21 protein-coding genes and 1 tRNA gene are annotated in these 20,730 nt (G+C 70.1%); all 22 read right to left on the bottom strand.

The genetic code is table 11. The features are described from left to right. Window positions 1-21: 21 nt before the first annotated feature. A complete protein-coding gene (locus RM1_RS01605) occupies window positions 22-1,065 on the bottom strand; it encodes an SMP-30/gluconolactonase/LRE family protein (protein ID WP_072749710.1) in 1,044 nt (347 codons plus the stop codon). A gap of 69 nt (window positions 1,066-1,134) precedes the next feature. After that, window positions 1,135-1,755 carry an NUDIX hydrolase gene (locus RM1_RS01600; protein WP_072749709.1) on the bottom strand — a complete coding sequence of 207 codons (621 nt, stop codon included), beginning with the start codon at window positions 1,753-1,755 and terminating at the stop codon, window positions 1,135-1,137. Between the two features lie 69 nt (window positions 1,756-1,824). Next, window positions 1,825-1,898: transfer RNA gene (locus tag RM1_RS01595), tRNA-Pro, on the bottom strand. A gap of 160 nt (window positions 1,899-2,058) precedes the next feature. After that, on the bottom strand, window positions 2,059-3,492 hold the full coding sequence (gene der, locus RM1_RS01590) for a ribosome biogenesis GTPase Der (protein ID WP_072749708.1): 1,434 nt from the start codon (window positions 3,490-3,492) through the stop codon (window positions 2,059-2,061). Beyond that, on the bottom strand, window positions 3,489-4,151 hold the full coding sequence (gene cmk / locus RM1_RS01585; RefSeq protein ID WP_174562898.1) for a (d)CMP kinase: 663 nt from the start codon (window positions 4,149-4,151) through the stop codon (window positions 3,489-3,491). The genes der and cmk overlap by 4 nt, the downstream gene beginning before the upstream one ends. A gap of 26 nt (window positions 4,152-4,177) precedes the next feature. Further along, window positions 4,178-5,401, bottom strand: coding sequence for a pseudouridine synthase (locus RM1_RS01580; protein WP_072749706.1), 1,224 nt, complete (start codon window positions 5,399-5,401; stop codon window positions 4,178-4,180). Window positions 5,402-5,413: 12 nt separating this feature from the next. Continuing rightward, complete coding sequence (gene scpB / locus RM1_RS01575; RefSeq protein WP_027503132.1) at window positions 5,414-6,112, bottom strand: SMC-Scp complex subunit ScpB; 699 nt, start codon at window positions 6,110-6,112, stop codon at window positions 5,414-5,416. Then, window positions 6,109-6,951 carry a segregation and condensation protein A gene (locus RM1_RS01570; RefSeq protein WP_072749890.1) on the bottom strand — a complete coding sequence of 281 codons (843 nt, stop codon included), beginning with the start codon at window positions 6,949-6,951 and terminating at the stop codon, window positions 6,109-6,111. Before RM1_RS01570 ends, scpB begins: the two co-directional genes overlap by 4 nt. Before the next feature lie 66 nt (window positions 6,952-7,017). Beyond that, entirely contained in the window at window positions 7,018-7,986 is a 969-nt protein-coding gene (locus RM1_RS01565) for a ParA family protein (RefSeq protein ID WP_072749705.1), read from the bottom strand. 151 nt (window positions 7,987-8,137) lie between these two features. Further along, on the bottom strand, window positions 8,138-8,593 hold the full coding sequence (locus RM1_RS01560; RefSeq protein WP_072749704.1) for an SRPBCC family protein: 456 nt from the start codon (window positions 8,591-8,593) through the stop codon (window positions 8,138-8,140). Then, entirely contained in the window at window positions 8,593-9,015 is a 423-nt protein-coding gene (locus tag RM1_RS01555) for a DUF1622 domain-containing protein (RefSeq protein WP_072749703.1), read from the bottom strand. The genes RM1_RS01560 and RM1_RS01555 overlap by 1 nt, the downstream gene beginning before the upstream one ends. Window positions 9,016-9,028: 13 nt before the next feature. Beyond that, window positions 9,029-9,952, bottom strand: a complete 924-nt coding sequence (locus tag RM1_RS01550) for a site-specific tyrosine recombinase XerD (protein WP_072749702.1) — start codon at window positions 9,950-9,952, stop codon at window positions 9,029-9,031. A gap of 2 nt (window positions 9,953-9,954) precedes the next feature. Continuing rightward, a complete protein-coding gene (locus RM1_RS01545; protein ID WP_083576452.1) occupies window positions 9,955-10,668 on the bottom strand; it encodes an NUDIX domain-containing protein in 714 nt (237 codons plus the stop codon). A 14-nt stretch (window positions 10,669-10,682) separates the two neighbouring features. Then, window positions 10,683-12,431 (bottom strand): CTP synthase, encoded by a 1,749-nt coding sequence (gene pyrG / locus RM1_RS01540; protein WP_072749701.1) that lies wholly within the window; start codon window positions 12,429-12,431, stop codon window positions 10,683-10,685. A 157-nt stretch (window positions 12,432-12,588) separates the two neighbouring features. Continuing rightward, on the bottom strand, window positions 12,589-13,542 hold the full coding sequence (locus RM1_RS01535) for a copper transporter (RefSeq protein WP_143069416.1): 954 nt from the start codon (window positions 13,540-13,542) through the stop codon (window positions 12,589-12,591). Further along, entirely contained in the window at window positions 13,539-14,723 is a 1,185-nt protein-coding gene (gene steA / locus RM1_RS01530; RefSeq protein WP_072749699.1) for a putative cytokinetic ring protein SteA, read from the bottom strand. Before steA ends, RM1_RS01535 begins: the two co-directional genes overlap by 4 nt. 113 nt (window positions 14,724-14,836) lie before the next feature. Beyond that, window positions 14,837-16,612 carry a DNA repair protein RecN gene (recN, locus tag RM1_RS01525; protein ID WP_072749698.1) on the bottom strand — a complete coding sequence of 592 codons (1,776 nt, stop codon included), beginning with the start codon at window positions 16,610-16,612 and terminating at the stop codon, window positions 14,837-14,839. Further along, window positions 16,602-17,585: an NAD kinase gene (locus RM1_RS01520; protein ID WP_072749697.1), complete on the bottom strand. Its 984-nt coding sequence runs from the start codon at window positions 17,583-17,585 to the stop codon at window positions 16,602-16,604. Before RM1_RS01520 ends, recN begins: the two co-directional genes overlap by 11 nt. Next, window positions 17,582-18,397 carry a TlyA family RNA methyltransferase gene (locus tag RM1_RS01515; RefSeq protein WP_072749696.1) on the bottom strand — a complete coding sequence of 272 codons (816 nt, stop codon included), beginning with the start codon at window positions 18,395-18,397 and terminating at the stop codon, window positions 17,582-17,584. Before RM1_RS01515 ends, RM1_RS01520 begins: the two co-directional genes overlap by 4 nt. A gap of 1 nt (window position 18,398) precedes the next feature. Next, the gene (locus RM1_RS01510) at window positions 18,399-18,626 is read right to left on the bottom strand and encodes a hypothetical protein (RefSeq protein WP_072749695.1); all 228 of its coding nucleotides are present in this window, start codon (window positions 18,624-18,626) and stop codon (window positions 18,399-18,401) included. Window positions 18,627-18,708: 82 nt separating this feature from the next. Next, entirely contained in the window at window positions 18,709-19,713 is a 1,005-nt protein-coding gene (locus RM1_RS01505) for an HAD-IIA family hydrolase (RefSeq protein WP_083576451.1), read from the bottom strand. Next, a complete protein-coding gene (locus tag RM1_RS01500; protein WP_245815931.1) occupies window positions 19,710-20,648 on the bottom strand; it encodes a tetratricopeptide repeat protein in 939 nt (312 codons plus the stop codon). The genes RM1_RS01505 and RM1_RS01500 overlap by 4 nt, the downstream gene beginning before the upstream one ends. Window positions 20,649-20,730: the final 82 nt, after the last annotated feature.

Raw genomic sequence — 20,730 nt, 5'->3', positions numbered from 1 at the left:
CCAACTGCCTCGAACAGCTTTTCACACGGCGGACCGGGGTGCCGGGACCCGGGCGACCGCATCGGCGGTCAGGCTGCCCAGGTAGAGCCAGCCGTCGGCCTCGCGGACCCCGGTGATCGGCGCATAACTGCCGGCGCCGCCCTGCAGGCTGTGCACTACGGCACCCGAGGCATCGAGCCCGAGCACCCAGCCGCGGTGGTCGGGCTCGGGCTGCGCCCACCGCGGCAGGTTCGCGGCGACGACCCGGAGCGCCGGATGCGGGGCCAACAGGTCCAGCAGGCGCATCCGGGGGCTGTACAGCGCCACCCAGAACACCCCGCCTGCCGTCTGCGAGGTCAGGTTGTCGGGGAGACCGGGCAGGTTCTCGGCCCAGATCGACACCCGCCCCGTCTCGGGGCCTGCGAGCTCGACCCGGCGGATCTGATAGGCCCCGGTCTCGGCGACCACCACGAAGGACTCGTCAGCGGACAGCCCGACCCCGTTGGCGAACTGCAGCCCGTCCGCAAGCAGGTCGGTCTCCCCCGTCGCCGGGTCGAAGCGGATCAGCCTGCCGGTGCCACCGTGCTCGAGCACGTCGGTGCGATGCTCGGCAACGGAGAACTTCGACGAGGAGTCGGTGAAGTAGATGGTGCCGTCCCGCCCGACGGCGGAGTTGTTGCACGCCACCAGCGGTCGTCCGAGCGCGGTGTCGGTGAGGGTCTCGATCCGACCGGACTCGTCGACACGGAGCACGCCGCGCTCGCAGTCACAGATCAGGTACCGGCCGTCGTCGAGGATCTCGACGCCGAGGGGTCTGCCGCCCGTGTCGGCGATCAGCGTCGCGCGGCCTGCCGCGTCGAAACGCCACACCTTGCCGTCGTCGGTGCCGGTGATCAGCCGCCCCTGGTGATCGACCGCGACGTCCTCGGGTCCCTTGCTCCCCGGCGTCGCCCAGCGCTCCGCGCCGTCGAGCTCGGCGCTGGGGGCGAGCGGACCCGTGAGCGGTGGCGGGGTCGGCGGGTGCCACGCCACGGGATCGATTCCGGTCCGGTCGAGTCCGCGCAGGGCCGAGAGCAGGATTCCCATGGCGGCCACGGTAGACGTCACCCGGGCAGCCCGCAGTGGCTTCCGGCGCCTTCCGCGGCGCAGGCAGAGCTACCTGGACGCGAAGTCCGGCTGACCGAGGTCGTCGACCCTCGTCGCCCGCCCGTGCAGGGCCACCTCGCGGAACTGGTAGATGATCGCCGCGGTCGGCGCGAAGATCCGCGCGCCGCGGAACGGCCACTCGATCAGCGGCGCCGCGGCCCCCTCGAGCGACAGGAACTGCGGTTCGTGATCGAGTTCGGCCATGCTCACCTGGAAGACGTACTCCACCTCGTCGGGGTTCGGCCGAATCGGCTCGCCGGGCTCGCCCACCCAGATCACCACCGGGGTGATGACGTAGCCGGACCTGGTCACGAAGTCGTCGAGCCGGCCGAGCACGGCCGACGGCGGCGCCTGCACCCCCAGTTCCTCCGCCAGTTCCCGCAGCGCCGCGTCCTCCGGCGACTCCCCCGGGTCGATGCCACCGCCCGGCAACGCGAACTGGCCGGGATGAGCCCTCATGGTGCCGGGCCGCACGGTGAGCAGCAGCGCTGGCACCCCGTCGGTGGTGACCACCGCCAGCGCGACCGCCGCGCAGCGATGCCCTGCGCGGTCGACGGCGCGCGCGTCGAACGCCGCGAGCGCGGCGGCGCAGGTGTCACGAGTGAGGGTGGGCTCCCGGTCTGCGTCCATCCGACGACCCTAGCCCGCCCCGGGAACGAGAAAGGCGGCCCCGGATTACTCCGGAGCCGCCTTCTTCTGTCGGGCTGACAGGATTTGAACCTGCGACCACTTGACCCCCAGTCAAGTGCGCTACCAAGCTGCGCCACAGCCCGTCCACTCCCTTGCGGGCGCTCGATGAGATTACATCAGTGACAGTCGACAGAGCGAATCGGCTGCTCGTGGCGGGTTTCGCCGTCGGAGACCACCCTCGAACGACACTGGCAAGCCCCCAGTTTCGGGGACTTGCCAGTGTCGGGTCGGTCTCTGCAGGCGTCAGCGCTTGCTGCGATCGCGCTTCTCGCGCACGCGCACCGAGATGCGCACCGGGCTGCCGTCGAAGTTGAACTCCTCACGCAACCGGCGCTCCAGGAACCGGCGGTAACCGGCCTCGAGGAACCCGGTGGTGAACAGCACGAACGTCGGCGGGCGGGTGCCGGCCTGGGTGGCGAACATGATCCTCGGCAGGCGACCGCCGCGCATCGGCGGCGGCGTCGCGGCCACGACCTCCTTGAGCCAGGTGTTCAAGCGGCCCGTGGGGATCCGCTTGTCCCATGACTCCAGCGCGGTCTCCAGCGCGGGAACGAGCTTCTGCACGGCGCGGCCGGTGTGCGCCGAGATGTTGACGCGCTGCGCCCACGGCACCCGGACCAGCTCCCGGTCGATCTCCTTCTCGAGCATGTACCGGCGGTCCTCGTCGACGAGATCCCACTTGTTGAACGCGAGCACCAGCGCGCGGCCGGCGTCGGCCACCATGCTCAGCACCCGCAGGTCCTGCTCGGTGATCGGCTGCGAGGCGTCGATCAGCAGGATCGACACCTCCGATGCCTCGATCGCGCTCTTGGTACGCAGCGACGCGTAGAACTCGTGGCCGCTCGCGTGGCTGACCTTCTTGCGCAGGCCCGCGGTGTCCACGAAGCGCCACACCTTGCCGCCGAGCTCGACCAGCGAGTCGACCGGGTCGACGGTGGTGCCCGCGACGTCGTGCACGACGGACCGCTCGGTGCCGGAGAGCTTGTTGATCAGGCTGGACTTGCCAACGTTCGGCTTTCCGACCAGCGACACCCGACGCGGTCCCTGACCACCGGTGCCCTCGCGAGGCGTCTCGGGCAGCACCTCGAGGATCTCGTCGAGCAGGTCGCCGGTGCCGCGGCCGTGGATGGAGCTGACCGAATAGGGCTGGCCGAGGCCGAGCGACCACAGCGCCGCGACCTCGGACTCGGTCCGCTCGTCGTCGACCTTGTTGGCCACCAACAGGACCGGGGTCTTCGAGCGCCGCAACACCTTGGCCACGGCCTCATCCGTCGCGGTGGCGCCGACCACCGCGTCCACCACGAGCACGATCGCGTCGGCGGTCTGCATCGCGAGCTCCGCCTGGCGGGCCACGGACTGCTGCAGCCCCTTGGCGTCGGGCTCCCAGCCGCCGGTGTCCTGCACCATGAATCGGCGACCGGCCCAGTTCGCCTCGTAGGAGACGCGGTCCCTGGTGACCCCGGGGATGTCCTGCACGACGGCCTCACGGCGGCCGATGATGCGGTTCACGAGCGTGGACTTGCCGACGTTCGGACGTCCGACGATGGCGAGAGTCGGGACGGCGACGTGGCCCTCGCCCTCTTCGCCCTCCTCGAAATCGACTAGCTCCCAGTCGGATTCCTCACTCCAGGTGCCGTCGCCGGCGATCGGGCCGCCGATGTCAAAGCTGTCGGTCACTGCACTGCTCCAGTTCTGTCACGTACCACCAGCAGCAACCTGCCGATCACGTCATCGATTCCGAGTTCGCTGGTGTCCACGATCACCGAGTCCTCGGCGGGCCGGAGCGGGGACACCGCTCGGGTGGAGTCCAGATGATCGCGGCGCTCGACGTCGGCGAGCACCGCCTTGTAGTCATCGCCCCTGCCCTCGGCGATGTTCTGCGTGTTCCTGCGCTCGGCCCTGGCCGCAGCAGAGGCGGTCAGGTACACCTTCACGTCCGCATCGGGCATCACGACGGTGCCGATGTCGCGCCCCTCGACCACGATCCGCTCGGTGCGCGCGATGAACTCGCGCTGCTTGTCGACCAGGATCGTGCGCACCTCGGGCACCGCCGAGACCGCGGACACGGCCTGGGTGACCGCGCCGCCGCGGATCTCGTCGGTGACATCCTCACCGGCGAGCAGCACCCGGTCCGAGGCCGGATCGGTGCCGATGGTCAGCTCGAGCGCCTTCGTGGCCGCGGCCACCGCCGCCGGGTCGCTCGGGTCGACGCCGGAGCGCAGCACGTGCAGCGTCGCGATCCGGTACATGGCACCGGTGTCGAGATACTGCGCGGCGAGTCCGGTCGCGAGGCGCCTTGCGACGGTCGATTTCCCGGTACCGGACGGCCCGTCCATGGCCACCACCAGGCGGCCTGCCTCGCTCACAGTCCGACCGCCTTGTACAGCGCGCCGACCTCGCCGGGGCCGATGACCCGCAGGGTGCCCGGACGTCCGTCGCCGAGCGCGACCGGTCCGATGTCGGTGCGCACCAGCCGGACCACCGGATGCCCGACGGCCTCGAGCAGGCGACGCACGATGTGCTTGCGGCCCTCGTGCAGCACGACCTTGACCAGCGACTTGCCCTGGTTCACGTCGAGCAGTGCGTACGAGTCGACCTTGGCAGGGCCGTCCTCGAGCTCGACGCCCGCCTTGAGCGTCTTGCCGAGGTTGCGGTCGACCACGCCGGACACCGTCGCGAGGTAGGTCTTGGGCACCTCGAAGGACGGGTGCATCAGCCGGTGCGCGAGATCGCCGTCGTTGGTCAGCAGGATCAGGCCCTCGGTGTCGGCGTCGAGGCGCCCGACGTGGAAGAGCCGCTGGCCTGCGGAGACCCGCTCGGAGACGATGTCGCCGATGCAGGGCCTGCCGAGGTCGTCGGACATGGTGGACTGCCAGCCGCGCGGCTTGTTGAGCGCGATGTGGACGAGATCCTTCTTGACGACGACGCGGACGCCGTCGACCCGGACCACCGCGTTCTCGGGGTCCACCCGCAGGCCCTGCTCGACCACGATGCGGCCGTCGACCTCGACGCGGCCCTGCTCGATCAGTTCCTCGGCGGCGCGGCGCGAGGCCACACCTGCCTGGGCGAGCACCTTCTGCAACCGCATGCCCTCGCCCGCGGGCAGCTTCGCGGGACCCTGGCCCTCGGCGTACTGGTGGCGGGCCGGCTTGGCGTTGCTGATGGTCGGCGCGACGGACTGCGCGCGCTGCGGCTTCGGCGCCTTGGGCTTGCCCCGCTTGGACAGCTGCGGTGCAGGTCCTCCGCGGGGGTAGCCGCCGGTCTTGCGCGGTGCCGCGCCGCGCTCGGTGCGGTCCTGGGCGCCGCGCGGTGCGCCACCGCGCTGGGAGCGGTCCTGCGAGCCGCGGGATTCGCCGCTCCGCGGTGCCGCGCCACGCTCGGTGCGGCCGGAGGAGCCACGGGGGGCGCCACCGCGCTCGGTGCGATCGTAGGAGCCGCGGGATTCGCCGCCACGGGCGGAATCGCGGGGTGCCGAGCCCCTCGACCCCGACCCCTTCTGGGGCGAGTCCCTGCGGCTCGAGCTCTTGTGGGCGGGATTGCTCCTGCCCCGGTCCGGTGTGCCATCACGGCGAGCGGAATTGTTCACTTGGGTGTCCTGTCACTCTTCACTATCTATGCCGGGATCCAATACGGGTTCGGATCCCGCCCTGCCGGCTCCCAATTTGGTGAACCGAGGGTCTGACTCCATGTCGTCACTGATGTCGTCGATGACGTCGACGTCGGGCAGCAGCGGCGCCAGCGCGGGCAGGTCCGCCAGCGAGGCGAGTCCGAGCCGCTCGAGGAAAAGCTCCGTCGTCGAGTACGTCGTCGCGTTGGTCTCGGAGTCCACACCGGCCTCCGAGATCAGTCCGCGGGCGAGCAGGGTTCGCATGACGCCGTCCACGTTGACGCCACGAACCGCACTCACCCGAGCACGGGTCAAAGGTTGACGGTACGCAATAACTGCCAATGTTTCCAAGGCCGCGCGTGTGAGCTTCGACCTAGCGCCGTCGAGAAGCAGCCGCTCGACGTAAGGCGCGTACTCGTTCCTGGTGTAGAAACGCCACCCGTCGCCTGCGTACCTGAGGTCGATCCCGCTGCGTCGGGCGGTCAGCGCCGCGGACATCCGGCGCAGCGTCGCGTCGACCCGGCCGGCCGAGTCCCCGACCGCCGACGCGAGGGCCTCGTTGCTCGCGGGCGAGTCCACGACCAGCAGCACCGACTCCAGTGCCGCCTCCAACTCGTCGTCCTCGAGCCGGTCGTCGAGGTCGAGAGCACCCTCGTCGTCGAGCTCCGGCGCCTGATCGAGCTCGCTCATCCGTAATCCTCCGCACTCACCAGCGTCTGCCCGTCCGCGTCGACGTCACCGGTCCAGCTGACCATCAGTTCGCCGAGCGGCTCCGGCTGCTCGAACGCGACCGCCTTCTCGCGGTAGAGCTCGAGCAACGCCAGAAATCTTGCCACGATCTGCACCGTCAGGTCGCAGCCCGCGACGAGGTCGCCGAACGACGCCCAGTTCCCCTCGCCGCGCTGTTTGAGCAGCTCGAGCACCATCGAGGCCTGCTCGGGCACCGAGACCGTCGGGACGTGCAGGTGATCGAGACCGACGGTCGGCACCGGTCGCGGCGCGAAGGCGGACGCCGCGATCTCCGCGAACCTTTGCGGGTCGACGCCGAGCAGGACCTCGGGCAGCAGTCCGGCGAACTGGTCCTCCAACGACACCGAGCGTGGGTAGCGGCGCAGTGCCGCCGACTCGAGCTCCGCGAACAGCATCGCGACCTGCTTGTAGGCCCGGTACTGCAGGAGCCGCGCGAACAGCAGGTCCCTGGCCTCCAGCAGCGCCAGGTCCTCGGCGTCCTCGACCTCGCCTGAGGGCAACAGCCGGGCGGCCTTGAGGTCGAGCAGGGTGGCGGCGACCACGAGGAACTCGGTCGTCTGGTCGAGGCTCATCTCGCTGCCCAGCGACCTGGTGTACGCGATGAACTCGTCGGTGACCTGGTGCAGCGCCACCTCGGTGACGTCGAGCTTTCGCTGGTTGATCAGCGTCAGGAGCAGGTCGAACGGCCCCTCGAAGTTACGCAGCTTCAGCCGGAAGCCCGGTTCGTCCGCGGTCGACTCGGCGGTCGACGGCAGTTCCTCGATCAGCGTGTCGTCCATTGTCCCCGCGGCGTGTGGTTCCCCTGACGGAACCTCGGCCACTCGCTCGGCCTCGTCGGTGTCCATCTACCGTCCGGACCGGTGGATCACCTCACGGGCAAGAGCCCGATAGGCCTCCGCGCCGCCGGACTTCGGTGCCCACGTGGTGATGGGTTCGCCCGCGACGCTGGTCTCGGGGAATCTCACCGTCCGGTTCACCACCGTGTCGTAGACCAGATCGCCGAACACCTCGACGAGCCTGGCCATGACCTCACGCGAGTGCAGCGTCCTGGCATCGAACATCGTCACCACGATGCCGGAGAGCGACAGCTTGGGGTTCAGGCGCTCGTGCACCTTCTCCACCGTGTCGTTGAGCAGCGCCAGCCCGCGAAGGCTGAAGTACTCGCACTCCATCGGGATGATCACGCCCTCGGCGCAGGCGAGCGCGTTGACGGTGAGCAGCCCGAGCGAGGGCTGGCAGTCGATGAGGATGTAGTCGTAGCGGTCGAGCACCGGGTACAGCACCCGCCCGAGCGTCTGCTCGCGGCCCACCTCGGTGACGAGCTGGATCTCGGCGGCGGACAGGTCGATGTTGCTGGGCAACAGGTCCAGGTTCTCCACCCGGGTGCGCATCAGCACTTCGTCGATGGAGACCCTCGGCTCGACGAGCAGGTTGTGCACCGTCAGTTCGAGGTCGTGGTGCGCGACGCCGAGGCCGGCGGACAGCGCCCCCTGTGGGTCGAGATCGACGAGCAGCACCCGGCGGCCGTACTCGGCAAGCGCGGCGCCCAGGTTGATCGTGGAGGTCGTCTTGCCGACGCCACCCTTCTGGTTGCACATCGCGATGATCTGCGCCGGGCCGTGAGTGGTCACCGGTGTCGGGTCGGGTACCTCGCGAAGCGGTCGGCCGGTCGGACCGAGCGACGACTCTGCGGGTGCGGCACCGTTTCCCTCGGTGCGGTCGGTTTGTGGACGGGTAGGCGGTTCCGGCTTCCGGGTGTAGAAGTAGGCACCCGAACGCTCGGACTCCGCCGCTGGCGGCTGCGGTGTCACCACGGTCTGCTGCTCCCCTGTCTGTCGTCCCTGATGGACAAACGCTACCGCCTGGCGGGCGGCGTTCGGCCAACGGACACGCGGGGCACGGCTATGGGCTCGATCATGCACGGCGCTGAGCAGCCGCGATGTGCCGTTGCCATCGCGGCCGGGCTCATCGTTCTTCGCCCGCGGACTCGAGAATCCCCCGGAGGCGCGCCAGGTCCTTCGTGTTGGCCCGGCGCATCGCCGCGGCCACGACCGGAGCCGCGATCCTTCCGAAGCCGGACGGCTCCCCGCGGTTGCGCAGGGCCATTCTGGTGCGACCCTCCCCCGCGTCGGACCAGGCGTATGTCGTCTCCATGGGAAATGGTCCCTCATCGGTGCGCATCACGAAGAGTTCGTCGGGCACCAACTCAGTGACCCGGTACGTGTAGCTCAGACGCCTGCCGAGAAACGTGGCGACAAACGCGATTCGAGATCCGACCTCTGCGGGCTTCGCCGACTTCCACTCAACTGCCGCGATGTTCGCATACCAGGCGATTGCCGTGTCGGGATCAGAGGCGTATGCGGCGACGACATGCCGCGGTCGCGCGATCACGATCTCAGTGTTGACATCGACGACCGACATCACGGCGCCTCCTCGGGCGCGTGGGGCTCCGGCGACGCAGATCGGCGCGCGGCACCGGCGAGCACCTGCGGGCCGGTGACAAACGCCCTCCGCCACGGCGCGACACCGTCGATCTCGATTTCGATGGACAGACTCAGGACGGTCCGGATCAGCACGATCATCCCGAGCACGGCGACGTCGGTCAACGAGGGCACGGACGTGACGGTCTTGACGATGTCCGCCGCGACCAGCAATTCGAGCCCGAGCAGGATCGCCCCACCCAGCGACTCCCGCAAGCTCTTGAACGCCCGTCCGCCGTCGCCGGTCCGCTTCCACGTTCGCGCGGCGAGAACGAACGCGAAGGCGAACCCCACCACCATCGACAGGACACCGAGAACCTCGAACAATGCCGTCACCAGTTCGAAGAATCGGACCGTGTCCATGCCCTCACCCCCTTCACAACGCCCGCGGATGCGCGCCGGCCCAGACCTCGCGCAGGGCACCAACCGTCACGAGGGTGTAGATCTGCGTCGTCGTCACCGATGCGTGCCCGAGCAGCTCCTGCACCACCCGGATGTCGGCGCCGCCGTCGAGCAGGTGGGTCGCGAACGAGTGCCGCAGCGTGTGCGGCGACACCCCCTCGGCGATCCCGATCCGATCGGCCGCGCTCCGCAGCACCTGCCATGCGCTCTGTCTGGAGAGTCGTCCGCCCCGGATGTTCAGGAACACCGCGGGTCCGCCACGGACAGCGTGCGCAGCGCGCCCACGAACCAGGTACGCCTCCAGGGCGGCGATCGCGGGCCTGCCGATCGGCACCACCCGTTCCTTGCCGCCCTTGCCGCGCAGCAGCACGGCGCGGTCGACCGCGTCGATGTCGTCGATGTCCAGCCCGACCGCCTCCGAGATGCGGGCGCCCGTCGAGTAGAGGAGCTCGAGCAGTGCCCGATCGCGCAGGGCCCGCGGCTGATCGGCCGCGTCGGGGCCGCCGGTGGCCTCGAGCAACGCCAGCACCTGATCGACCGGCAGCGACTTCGGCAGCTGCTGGCCGGGCGCGTGCGGCTTGACCTCGCGCGCGACGTCAACGGCGGTGATGCCCTCGGCGGTCGCGAACTTGTGCAGCCCGCGTACCGCGATCAGTGCCCGGGCCGTTGAGCTCGGGGCCAGCGGCGGGAGCTCCGCCGCTGGATCGCCCTTGCGCAACGCGACGACGAAGCCGCTGATCTCCCGTTCCCGCACCGCGGCCAGGTCATCGATCCCGCGCTCCCCCAGGTACCGCTGATAGCGGATCAGGTCACGCCGATAGGAGCTGAGGGTGTTCGCCGCCACCCCGCGTTCGACCGCGAGATGGTCGAGGTACGTCTCCACCTGGTCGGCGAGCACGCCTACGCCCCGTCGATGTTCGCTCCGCGGGCTCCGCTCGAGCCGTCGATGTTCGCTCCGCGGGCTCCGCTCAGGCCGTCGTGCCTGCGCCGCGCCATCGCCATCGGACGATCGACCCAGTCCGAATCCGCAGGCCTGCCGGTCACATCCGGACGGCTGTCGCGGGCCCTGGCGGCGGCGAGCGCGAGGATCCCGGACAGCGCCGTCGCGTTCACGATCTCCCCCGACAGAGCCCGGCCGACGGCCTCGTCGACCGGGACCCGATCGACCTCGAGGTCGGCCTCCTCGTCGGTCGGGGTCGGCTGGTGCACGTCGGTGAGGCCGGTCGCGAGGAACACCCGCACCACCTCGTCGGTGAAGCCCGGCGAGACAGCGACGTCCACCAGCACCGACCACCGCTCGGCGGCGAGGCCCGTCTCCTCGGCCAGCTCGCGCCGCGCCGCGTCGACGGGATCCTCGTCCGCCTCGTCGAGCAGTCCGGCGGGCAGCTCCCAGACACGCCTGCCGAGCGGGTGCCGATACTGGTTGATGAGAATCAGCCGGTCCCGTTCGTCGACGGCCACGACGGCGACCGCGCCGTAGTGCTCGACCACCTCGCGATCCGCTGCGCGGCCGCCGGGCATGGCCACCCGGTCGACCCGCAACGTGATGATGCCGCCCTCGTACACGGTTCTTGTGTCGAGGGTGTCGAACTCGTGCTCTCCCGGCCTGCTCATCGTGTACCGGTTGGTCAGCGCACGATCGGCGCGTCGACCGACTCGACGTCGTCCTCCGCGGACTCGGCGTCCTCCGGGTGCACGTCCACCTCGAGCCGCTCGGCGGCCTTGTACTTCAGCGCCGCGCCGATGAAGGCCGCGAACAGCGGGTGCGGCCGGGTCGGACGGCTCTTGAGCTCCGGATGCGCCTGCGTCGCAACGAAGAACGGGTGCTTGTCCGCGGGCAGTTCGACGAACTCGACGAGGTGGCCGTCCGGCGAGGTGCCGCTGAACTTCAAGCCGCTCTTCGCGATCCGGTCCCGGTACGCGTTGTTGACCTCGTAGCGGTGGCGGTGGCGCTCGGAGACGTTCTCGGAGCCGTATGCCCGCGCGACGACCGAGCCCTTCTCCAGGACCGCGGGGTAGGCACCGAGGCGCATGGTTCCGCCGAGGTCGGCCTCACCCGCGACGATCTCCTCCTGATCGGCCATCGTGGAGATAACGGGATGCTTGGTGTCCGGCTCGAACTCCGCGGAGTTCGCGTCGTCGAGGCCAACCGAACGAGCGGCCTCGATGACCACGGCCTGCAGTCCGAGGCACAGGCCGAGCAGCGGGATCCCGCGGGTGCGGGCGAACCGGATCGCGCCGAGCTTGCCCTCGATGCCACGGATACCGAATCCACCGGGGATCAGCACGGCGTCGACCTCGCCGAGCTTCTCCTGTGCCCCTGCCTCCGTCTCGCAGGCGTCGGAGGGCACCCAGTCGATCTCGACCTTGGCGCGGTGGGCGAACCCGCCCGCCCGCAGTGCCTCGGTCACCGAGAGGTACGCGTCCGGCAGGTCGACGTACTTGCCGACCAGCGCGATCCGAACCGATTCGCGCGGCTCGTGCACGCGCTTGAGCAGCGCACCCCACACGGTCCAGTCGACGTCCCGGAACGGCAGTCCCAGCTTGCGCACGACATAGGCGTCGAGTCCCTCGCGGTGCAGCACCTTCGGGATGTCGTAGATGGACGGGGCGTCGGGCGTCGAGATGCAGGCGTCGACGTCGACGTCGCACATCAGCGCGATCTTCGACTTCAGCGGCTGCGGCACATCGCGGTCGCAGCGCAGGATCAGCGCGTCCGGCTGGATACCGATGTTCCGCAGCGCCGCGACCGAGTGCTGGGTCGGCTTGGTCTTGAGCTCGCCGGAGGGGCCGAGGTACGGCACCAGCGAGACGTGCAGGAAGAAGACGTTGTCCCTGCCGATGTCGTGCCGGACCTGTCGGGCCGCCTCGAGGAAGGGCTGCGACTCGATGTCGCCGACGGTGCCACCGATCTCGGTGATCACCACGTCCGGGCTCTGGCCCTCCGCGTCCGGACCGCTCATGGCGAGGATCCGGCTCTTGATCTCGTCGGTGATGTGCGGGATCACCTGGACCGTGTCGCCCAGGTACTCACCGCGCCGCTCCTTGGCGATGACAGACGAATAGACCTGGCCGGTGGTGACATTGGCGATCCCGGACAGATCCCGGTCCAGGAAGCGCTCGTAGTGCCCGACGTCCAGATCGGTCTCCGCGCCGTCCTCGGTGACGAACACCTCGCCGTGCTGGAACGGGTTCATGGTGCCCGGATCGACGTTGAGATACGGGTCCAGTTTCTGCATGGTCACCCGCAACCCGCGCGCGGTGAGCAGCTGCCCGAGGCTCGACGCCGTCAGACCCTTGCCGAGCGACGAGGCAACGCCCCCGCTGACGAAGATGTGCTTGGTGGCGGTACGCGATTGACTGCGTGAAAGTGGCAAAAGAGCTCCCGTGACGACCTTGCAGGGCTTGGCTAATGGTAGAGCTGGGGCCTGCCGACCCACGGGACTTCACGGTAACACCAACGCGCCGGTTTCTCCGCATGGCACGCCGCGAACCGCTGGTCATGGCCCCGTGGGTCGCACATTCGCTGTGATCTCAGCCGACCGGAGCGCCGACTGTGATCGCCGTCGCGTTCGGGCCGGTGCCGTACCGGCCCGCTTGCCCCGCGAGCTGTTCCTGCAGACCGAGGGCGGTGGTGATCCGACCCGCTTCCCTGTCCACGTTGTCGATGGTGGTCACGCCCGACGACAGAGCCGTGTCGGACCGGACAACGGCGATCGGACCGTTGCCTGCGGCCGCGCCCGGCCTGCCCGCCAGCACGGTGCCCGCGCCGCGGGAGTCCATCGCGCCTGCGAAACGCGCGATGATCGCACCCCGGTTGCCGCCCTCGGACCCGTCCGGCGCCTTACCGGAACCGGTGAGCACCACCGCGAGCTGGGCGGGCTTGACCGTGCCGTTGTCGTAGGCGATGAACCCGCCGGATCGGAGCGTCTCCAGCGCGAGCGCCAGTTCCTCGGGCGTGCTCTGCGGCTGCGCGCTCTGGGCGTTGAGCAGTAGCACCGAACCGAGCAGATCGCCCGCCAGGCTGCCCTGGTCGACCGCACCGGTCCTGAGCTGGACCCCGGCCGGGATCACGTTGGTGATCGTGGTGCGTAGCTGATCGCCGTTCGCGGCGTCGACGAACGAATCGGTCAGAGAGACCCGGCCGGTCACGGTCCCGCCCGCCGCGCCGATCATCCTGGTGACGCCCTCGAGATCGCCTGGGTCGGCGTCCGGCGAGGTGACCAGGATCACCGTGCGCTGGGAGAGGGCGTCGTGCACCACCCGGCCGGACACGGCCGCGTCGAACCCGTCCGCGGAGTTGAGCTGCTGTTCGAGCTGGTTGTTCGTTTCCTGCAGGGCGTTGACCTGGCCCTGCAGCTCCGACTTGTCGTCTCGGAGCCCGGACAACAGACCACCGGAGAGGGTGCCCGAACCGAGCACCACCCCGACGGCCAACGCCAGGAAGATCGCCGCTATCGAGATAGCGTGTTGACGCATAGAAATCACTTGAGCAGTCCCTGCACCCACGTCGCGAAGCTGTTCCAGGTCGCGATGGCCCAATCGAGGGCCTCACCGCCGATGTTCGAGACGACCAGCGCGACGATCACCGCCGTCAGCGCGGCCAGCACGAGCAGCGCGATGGCGCCGCCCGAGACCCGGCTGCGGTACAGCGTCGCGACCGCCTTCGCGTCGACCAGCTTGGGTCCGACCTTGAGCCTGGTCATGAAGGCCGCCGGGTTGCTCTCCCGCCGGCCACGGTCGAAGAACTCGTCCAGCGAGACGGTGCTCCCGACGGTGACGATCAGCGAGGCGCCGTGATGGTCCGCGAGCAGCAGGGCCAGGTCCGCGGGCGCGCCGGAGGCAGGGAACGTCATCGCCCCGATCCCGAGGTCCTGGATCCGCTCGAGGCCCTTCGCGTGCCCGTCCGGGTCCGCGGGGAGCACGACCTCGGCACCGGACTTGAGGGTGGCGCTGCTGATGTCCTCGGGGTCGCCGACGATCAGGTCGGGGCGGTAGCCGGCATCGGCCAACGCGTCCGCGCCGGCTCCGACCCCGATGAGGATCGGCGAGTACTCCTTGATGAACGGCTTGAGGTTCTTCAGATCGGCGACGTGGTCGGCTCCATCGGCCACCACGACCACGTGCCGGTCCTGCAGGTCGACGTCGATGTCGGGGACCCCGACCCCGTCGATGAGCAGCGGACTCTCGGTCCTGATGAACTCGATGGTGTTGCCGGAGAAGGCCTCCAGGTGATCGACCAGACCGGTCTTCGCCTCGATCATGAGATCGGAGATCTCGGCCTCGCTCTGCTCGACGCCCTTGGCGAGCCTGCGTTCACCGGCGTAGACGCCGCCCTCGTTGAGGCGGACCTTGGCCCCGTCCTTGACCTTCTTGAAGACCTCGTCGCCGACGGAGTCGATCAGGGTGATCCCGTTCGCGACGATGACTTCTGGTCCGAGGTTGGGGTAGCGGCCGGAGATGGACGGTGACACGTTGACGACCGCGAGCACCCCGGCCGCGACCAGCGCGTCGGCGGTGATCCGGTCCAGATCCAGTTCGTCGAGGACCACGATGTCGCCTGGGCCGACGCGACGCAACAGCTTCGTCGTGTCTCGGTCGACCCGGGCGATGCCGCTGATCCCCGGCAACGATTCGGTGTTTCGTGACAACAGGGACGGCATCTTCATGCCATCGATGATGACCCCGACGGGGCCCGGACCAGCGGAGGCGCGCCGACCCGAGCTGACAGGAGGCGAATCGGGGCCGCGGCCGACCGAAGGCGCCGGGACGGACCCCGTGCCTATTCGCTGCGCGCGGCCTTCGCCGTTGCCAACAGCTCCTCGGCGTGCGCGCGACCGGTCTGCGTGTTGTCGAGACCCGCCAGCATCCGGGCCAGCTCCACCACCCGCTCGTCGTCCGTCAGGGTGCGCACCCCGCTGTCGGCACCCTTGCGGCCGTCCACCTTGTCCACGACCAGATGGGTGTCGGCAAAGGCGGCCACCTGCGGCAGGTGCGTCACCACGATCACCTGGTGGGTACGCGCCAGGCGCGCAAGGCGCCTGCCGATCTCCACCGCGGCGCGACCGCCGACGCCCGCGTCGACCTCGTCGAACACCATCGTCGCGCTGCTCTCGGCGCCCGCGAGCACTACCTCGAGGGCGAGCATCACCCGAGACAGCTCACCGCCCGAGGCGCTCTTGCTGATCGGGAGGGCCTGCGCCCCGCTGTGCGCGGCTAGTCGGAACTCCACCTCGTCGACCCCCGCCGACCCGGCATGCAGCTCACGACCGTCCACCGTCAGCGGCGCGGAGTCCTGGGCACCAGCCACGAGCGGCTGCACGGTGACCTCGAGCCGGGCCTTGCCCATCGCGAGACCGCCGAGTTCGGTGGTCACCGCCTTGCCGAGCTTGACCGCGTACTTCGTCCTGGCCTGGCTCAGCGCACCGGCGGCGACGGCGACGGCGGCCGCGCAGTCGTCCACCCGGGCCGCCAGCGCCGCCAGCGCCTCGGCGGAGACGTCGATCTTGGACAGCCGCTCGCGGGCCTGCTCGGCCCAGGCCAGCACCCCGTCGACGTCGGCCGCGTACTTCCTGGTCAGCGTCTTGAGCTCGGCCTGCCGGTTCAGCAGGGTGTCCAGCGCACCCGGATCCGACGGCAGGTCCGCGAGATAGCCGGTGAGATCGGACGAGACGTCCGTGACCACCGCGATGGCCTCGGCGAGACGCGGGCCGAGCGCGGTCAGTGTCGGGTCGTCCGACGACTCGATCCGGGCGCGCGCATCCCCGAGCAGGTCGAGCGCGCCGACGCCGTCGGAGCTGTCGTCGGCACCGTCGGCAGCCCCGCCGAGCAGGGCGGCCTGCGCCTCGGCCGCAGCCGACCGCAGCGAGTCGAGGTCGCTCAGGCGCCGGACGTCGGCGACGATCGCCAGGTCCTCGCCCGGCTGGGGGGCCACCGCGTCGATCTCGTTGAGCCCGAACTCGAGCCGGTCGACCTCCTGCGCCAGCTCCCTGCTGCTGCGGGTACGTTCGGCGAGCTCGTCGCGGGCCTCGATCCACTCCGCACGCAGGGACCGGTACTTGTCGAGGAGGGACCCGATCGGCGCGCCGCCGAACTCGTCGAGGGCCTGGCGCTGCTGATCGGGGCGCTGCAACCGGAGTTGGTCGTTCTGGCCGTGCACCGTCAGGAGGGGGCCGGTCAGCTCGGAGAGGGCTCCCGCGGGCACGCTTCGTCCGCCCAGGTGGGCGCGAGAGCGTCCGTCGGTGCCTACGGTGCGCAGCGCGATGATCGTGCCGTCCTCGTCCCGCTCGGCGCCGGTCGACTCGAGCAACCGGTCGACCTCGGAGGCCACCCTGGCAGACGCATTGGCGGTGGAGAACCTGCCCTCTACGACGGCCCGGTCGGCGCCGAGCCGCACCCGGCCGGCGTCGGCGCGGGCGCCGCTGAGCAGGTGCAGGCTGGTGACGACCATCGTCTTGCCTGCGCCGGTCTCACCGGTGAGCACCGTCAGCCCCTCGTGGAACTGGGCCGCCGCCTTCGAGATGACACCGAGGCCGTCGATCCGGATTTCAGCGAGCACTGGTGTTGCTCCCTTCCCCGTCGGCCCTTCGTCCCCGCCAACCCTTGACCGGGAGCTCGAACTTGCGCACCATCCGGTCCGCGAACGGTGCGGAGTCGAGCCGGATCCACTTCACCGGCTCCCGACCCCTGACCACCTCCACCCGGCCGCCCGCGGGGAGGTTCATCGTGCGGCTGCCGTCACAGAAGACCAGTCCGTTGTGGCCCCCGGCGAAGGTCTCGACCGCGATGAGCGATTCGGGGCTCGTCACCAGCGGTCGCGCGAACAACGCGTGCGCATTGCTCGGGATCACCAACAGGGCCTCGAGTTCGGGCCACACCACGGGGCCGCCGGCGGAGAACGCGTACGCGGTCGATCCGGTCGGTGTCGCGACCAGTACGCCGTCGCAGCCGAACGACGAGACGGGACGGCCGTCCACCTCGAGGACCACCTCGAGCACGCCGAGCCTGGACACGTTCTCGATGCTGGCCTCGTTCAGCGCCCACCCGCGGTCGATGATCTCGTCCTCCACCCGGATGATCACGTCGAGCGTCATCCGGTGCTCGACGCGATACTCGCGCCGCACCACCATCGCGAGGGCCTCCTCGAGATGCTCCGCCTCGGTCTCGGCGAGGAACCCGATCCGCCCGAGGTTGATGCCGAGCACCGGAATCGATGCGGCCCTTGCCAGTTCGGCCCCCCGTAGGAACGTACCGTCGCCGCCGAGAACCAGTACCAACTCGCATCCGACCGCGGCCGACAGACCCGGCTCGACGACCCGCAGCGCGAGATCGGGCAGGCGGAAGGAGTCGTGGTCGTGCGCTGCGGTCGGGTCCGTCCGGTCGGCCTCGGTCGCCAGCACCCGCAATCCGATGCCTGCCTTCTCGAAGATCTTGGCCACCCGCAACGTGGTGGCGGTGATCTCGGCCCTCCCGGTGTGGGCGACGACCAGGATCTCGCGGCCGGGCGAAGGCGTCCCCACTTCCGAGCTCACTGGGGCCCCTCCTGTACCGCTCGCTCGATGACCTCGCGGACCGAATCCACCCCTGGTTCGGCCTGTTTCCTCAGCCACAGGAAGTATTCGACGTTGCCCGACGGTCCTGGCAGCGGGCTGGCCACCGCCCCGAGGGTCCTGAGCCCGAGCGCGTCCGCGGCCTCGGCCACCTCGACGACGGCCTCGATCCGGAGCGCGGGATCGCGCACGACGCCGCCGGATCCGACCCGGTCCTTGCCGACCTCGAACTGCGGTTTCACCATCGGCACCAGGTCGGCGCCGTCGGCGGTGCACCGGACGAACGCGGGCAGTACGAGCTTGAGCGAGATGAACGACAGGTCCGCGACCACCACCTCGACCGGTCCCCCGGTCTGCTCGGGCTCCAGCGAACGAACGTTGGTCCGGTCCACCACGGTGACGCGGTCATCGGACTGCAGGCGCCACACCAACTGTCCGTACCCGACGTCGACCGCGACCACCTCGCGGGCGCCGCGACTGAGCAGGACATCGGTGAACCCGCCGGTGGAGGCGCCTGCATCAAGGCACCGCTTGCCGTCGACGGAGAGCCCGGACGGCTCGAAGGCCTCGAGCGCGCCGAGGATCTTGTGTGCGCCGCGCGACGCCCACGAGACCTCGTCGACCTCCTCGGTCACCAACAGCGGGGTGCCCGCCTCGACCGCGGTCGCCGGCTTGACCGCGACGGTTCCCGCGATCAGGACCCGACCCGCCCCGATCAGCTGGGCTGCGTGTTCTCTTGATCGGGCCAATCCCCGCCGAACCAGCTCGGCGTCGACCCGTGCGCGCCGAGCCACCTCAGATCTTGTCCACTGTGGCCAGCGCGTGCACCAGGACCTCGTGCGCTCGCTCGAGGATCTGGGCCTGCCCCGGGATCCGGCCGTGTCCGGTCGTATCGTCGTCCGCCGGACCCACCGAGTCCAGGCGCGCCAGCAGTCCGTCGACCTCGGCGTGGATTCGGTCGGGGTCGACGGTGATCGGCGGTCCGGGAAGGTGCTGCCCGGGGCGTGGCATTGGCGTACTCATCGGGGCCAACGCTAGCCGATTCGAGGCCCGCACGCCCACACCGCGACACGGCGCGAATCCACCCGCGGCGACGGTTCCGCGATCAACCGACGAGGTCGGCAACGGCCGCCGCGGCGACCGGGTCCTCGGCGCGCAAGCCCTCGAACCCGGGTCCGGCCCAGGCCGCGTCCAGCACCGATCGGACGACATCGAGACGATCAGGGGTCGACGCTCGATCGCAAGACACGACAAGGTCGGAGTCCTCTCGCCGCACGCTCACCCCCGGATGCGGTCGGATACTCAACCGCTCGGCAGGCAGATCCAGTTCGGCCAGCCGGGAGGCCAGGTAGGTGGGCCGGTACGACTCGGGCGCGCGCAGCAGGTCCGCGACGGAACTGACACCGCTGAGCACCAGCAGCGAGTCGACACCCACCGCGTTCGCACCCGCGATGTCCGTGTCGATCCGGTCGCCGACGACCAGTGGCCGCTCGGAACCGCTGCGCTGGAGGGCGTCGTCCATCAACGGACGCGCCGGCTTGCCCGCGACCAGCGGCTCCCGGCCGGTCGCGGCCCGCACCGCCGCAACCATCGCGCCGTTGCCAGGACAGAGCCCGCGTTCGGTTGGCAGCGTGGTGTCGACGTTCGAGGCCACCCAGAGCGCTCCCGCCCGGATCGCCAGCGTGGCCTCCGCGAGGATCGCCCAGCCGGTCTCCGTGGAATGCCCCTGAACGACGGCCACGGGGTTCTCGTCGAACCGCCGTACGGGCCGGAGCCCGACCAGACGAACCTCCTCGGCGAGGGCCTCGGTGCCGATGACCAGGACGGATGACCCCTGATCGAGGCCCTCCGCCAGCAACCGTGCGGCGGATTGCGAACTCGTCACCACCTCCGACTCGGCGGTGGGGAAACCGAGCTCGCGCAGGTGCAGCGCGACCGCGAGCGGGCTTCGGCTCGCATTGTTCGTGACGTAGAACAGCCGCGCGGACCCGCCGACGAGCGCCTCGCGGGCCCCGGGGATCGCGTGTGCACCCTGGTACACGGTTCCGTCGAGGTCCAGCAGCAGCACATCGTGCAGGTCACGCAGTGACGGCGGGGTCCCCACCGTCACTGGTCGCCGGAGAGTTCGGCCACCCGATCCTCTGCGTCCGTGTCGCCGTCGTGATCGGCGGCCGCGGAGTTGAGGAACCACTTGAGACCGTCCTCCACGCGACCGGCCGCCACCAGGGCGTCGGCGTACGCGTAGAACAGGCGGGCCGCGGTCGGACCCTCCTTCGCCGCGTCGAGTTCCGGTGTCTGCAGGGTCACCACGGCCTGATCGAACTGGCCGAGATCCATCCGGGCGCCCGCGACCACGATGCGGAGCTCCGTCGCCTCGTCACCGGAGAGGGTCCTGGCCTCGTCGCTGCGCCCGAGCTCGATCGCCCGCTCGGGCCTGCCGAGGCCGCGTTCGCAATCGGCCATGACGGCGAGCAGTCCTGGTCCACCCGCCATCCGCCGTGCGGCACGCAGCTCGGAGAGGGCCTCGGCCCACTCGCCCGCGTGATATGCGGTGATGCCTGCGGTCTCCCTGACCACGGCGACACGGCCGGCCCGCTGCCTGGCGGCACGCGCATGGGCCAGCGCAAGACGCGGGTCGTCGTCGATCAGCTTGCTCGCCATCACCAGGTGGCGGGCCACCGCATTGGCGTTCGACTTGTCGAGGCTGAGCAGGTCCCGACGAACGGCCGGGTCCAGTTCGCCCGCCTGAACGTCCTCGGGCAGATCCGGTTCATCCGGACGCGGGGCACGCCGCTCGGCGTGCGCTCCACCGTCGCGCGGGGGCGGACCGAAGCTGCCCTCACCGCCACGACGCCTCGGCGGGCCGTCGCCTCGCCGATCCGGACGGCCTCCGCCGCCGCGAGCTCCGCCGCCGGTGTTACCGCGGGGGCCATCGCCTCTCCCGCCGCGGGGGCCGCCGGCGCCTGCGCCACGGTTGTCCCCCGACCGACTGCGGTCAGAACCGCCGCTCCCATACGAACGACGGCCGTCGTTGTTGTCCGACACAGCATCTCCTTTCAGACAACACACGCTATGCATAGAAAACACGAAAGGGGACCCAGTATATTGGGTCCCCTTTCGGTAACGG

The organism is Rhodococcus maanshanensis NBRC 100610, assembly GCF_001894865.1.
Taxonomy (GTDB): domain Bacteria; phylum Actinomycetota; class Actinomycetes; order Mycobacteriales; family Mycobacteriaceae; genus Rhodococcus_G; species Rhodococcus_G maanshanensis.
This window is presented reverse-complemented; position numbering and strand designations above follow the sequence as displayed.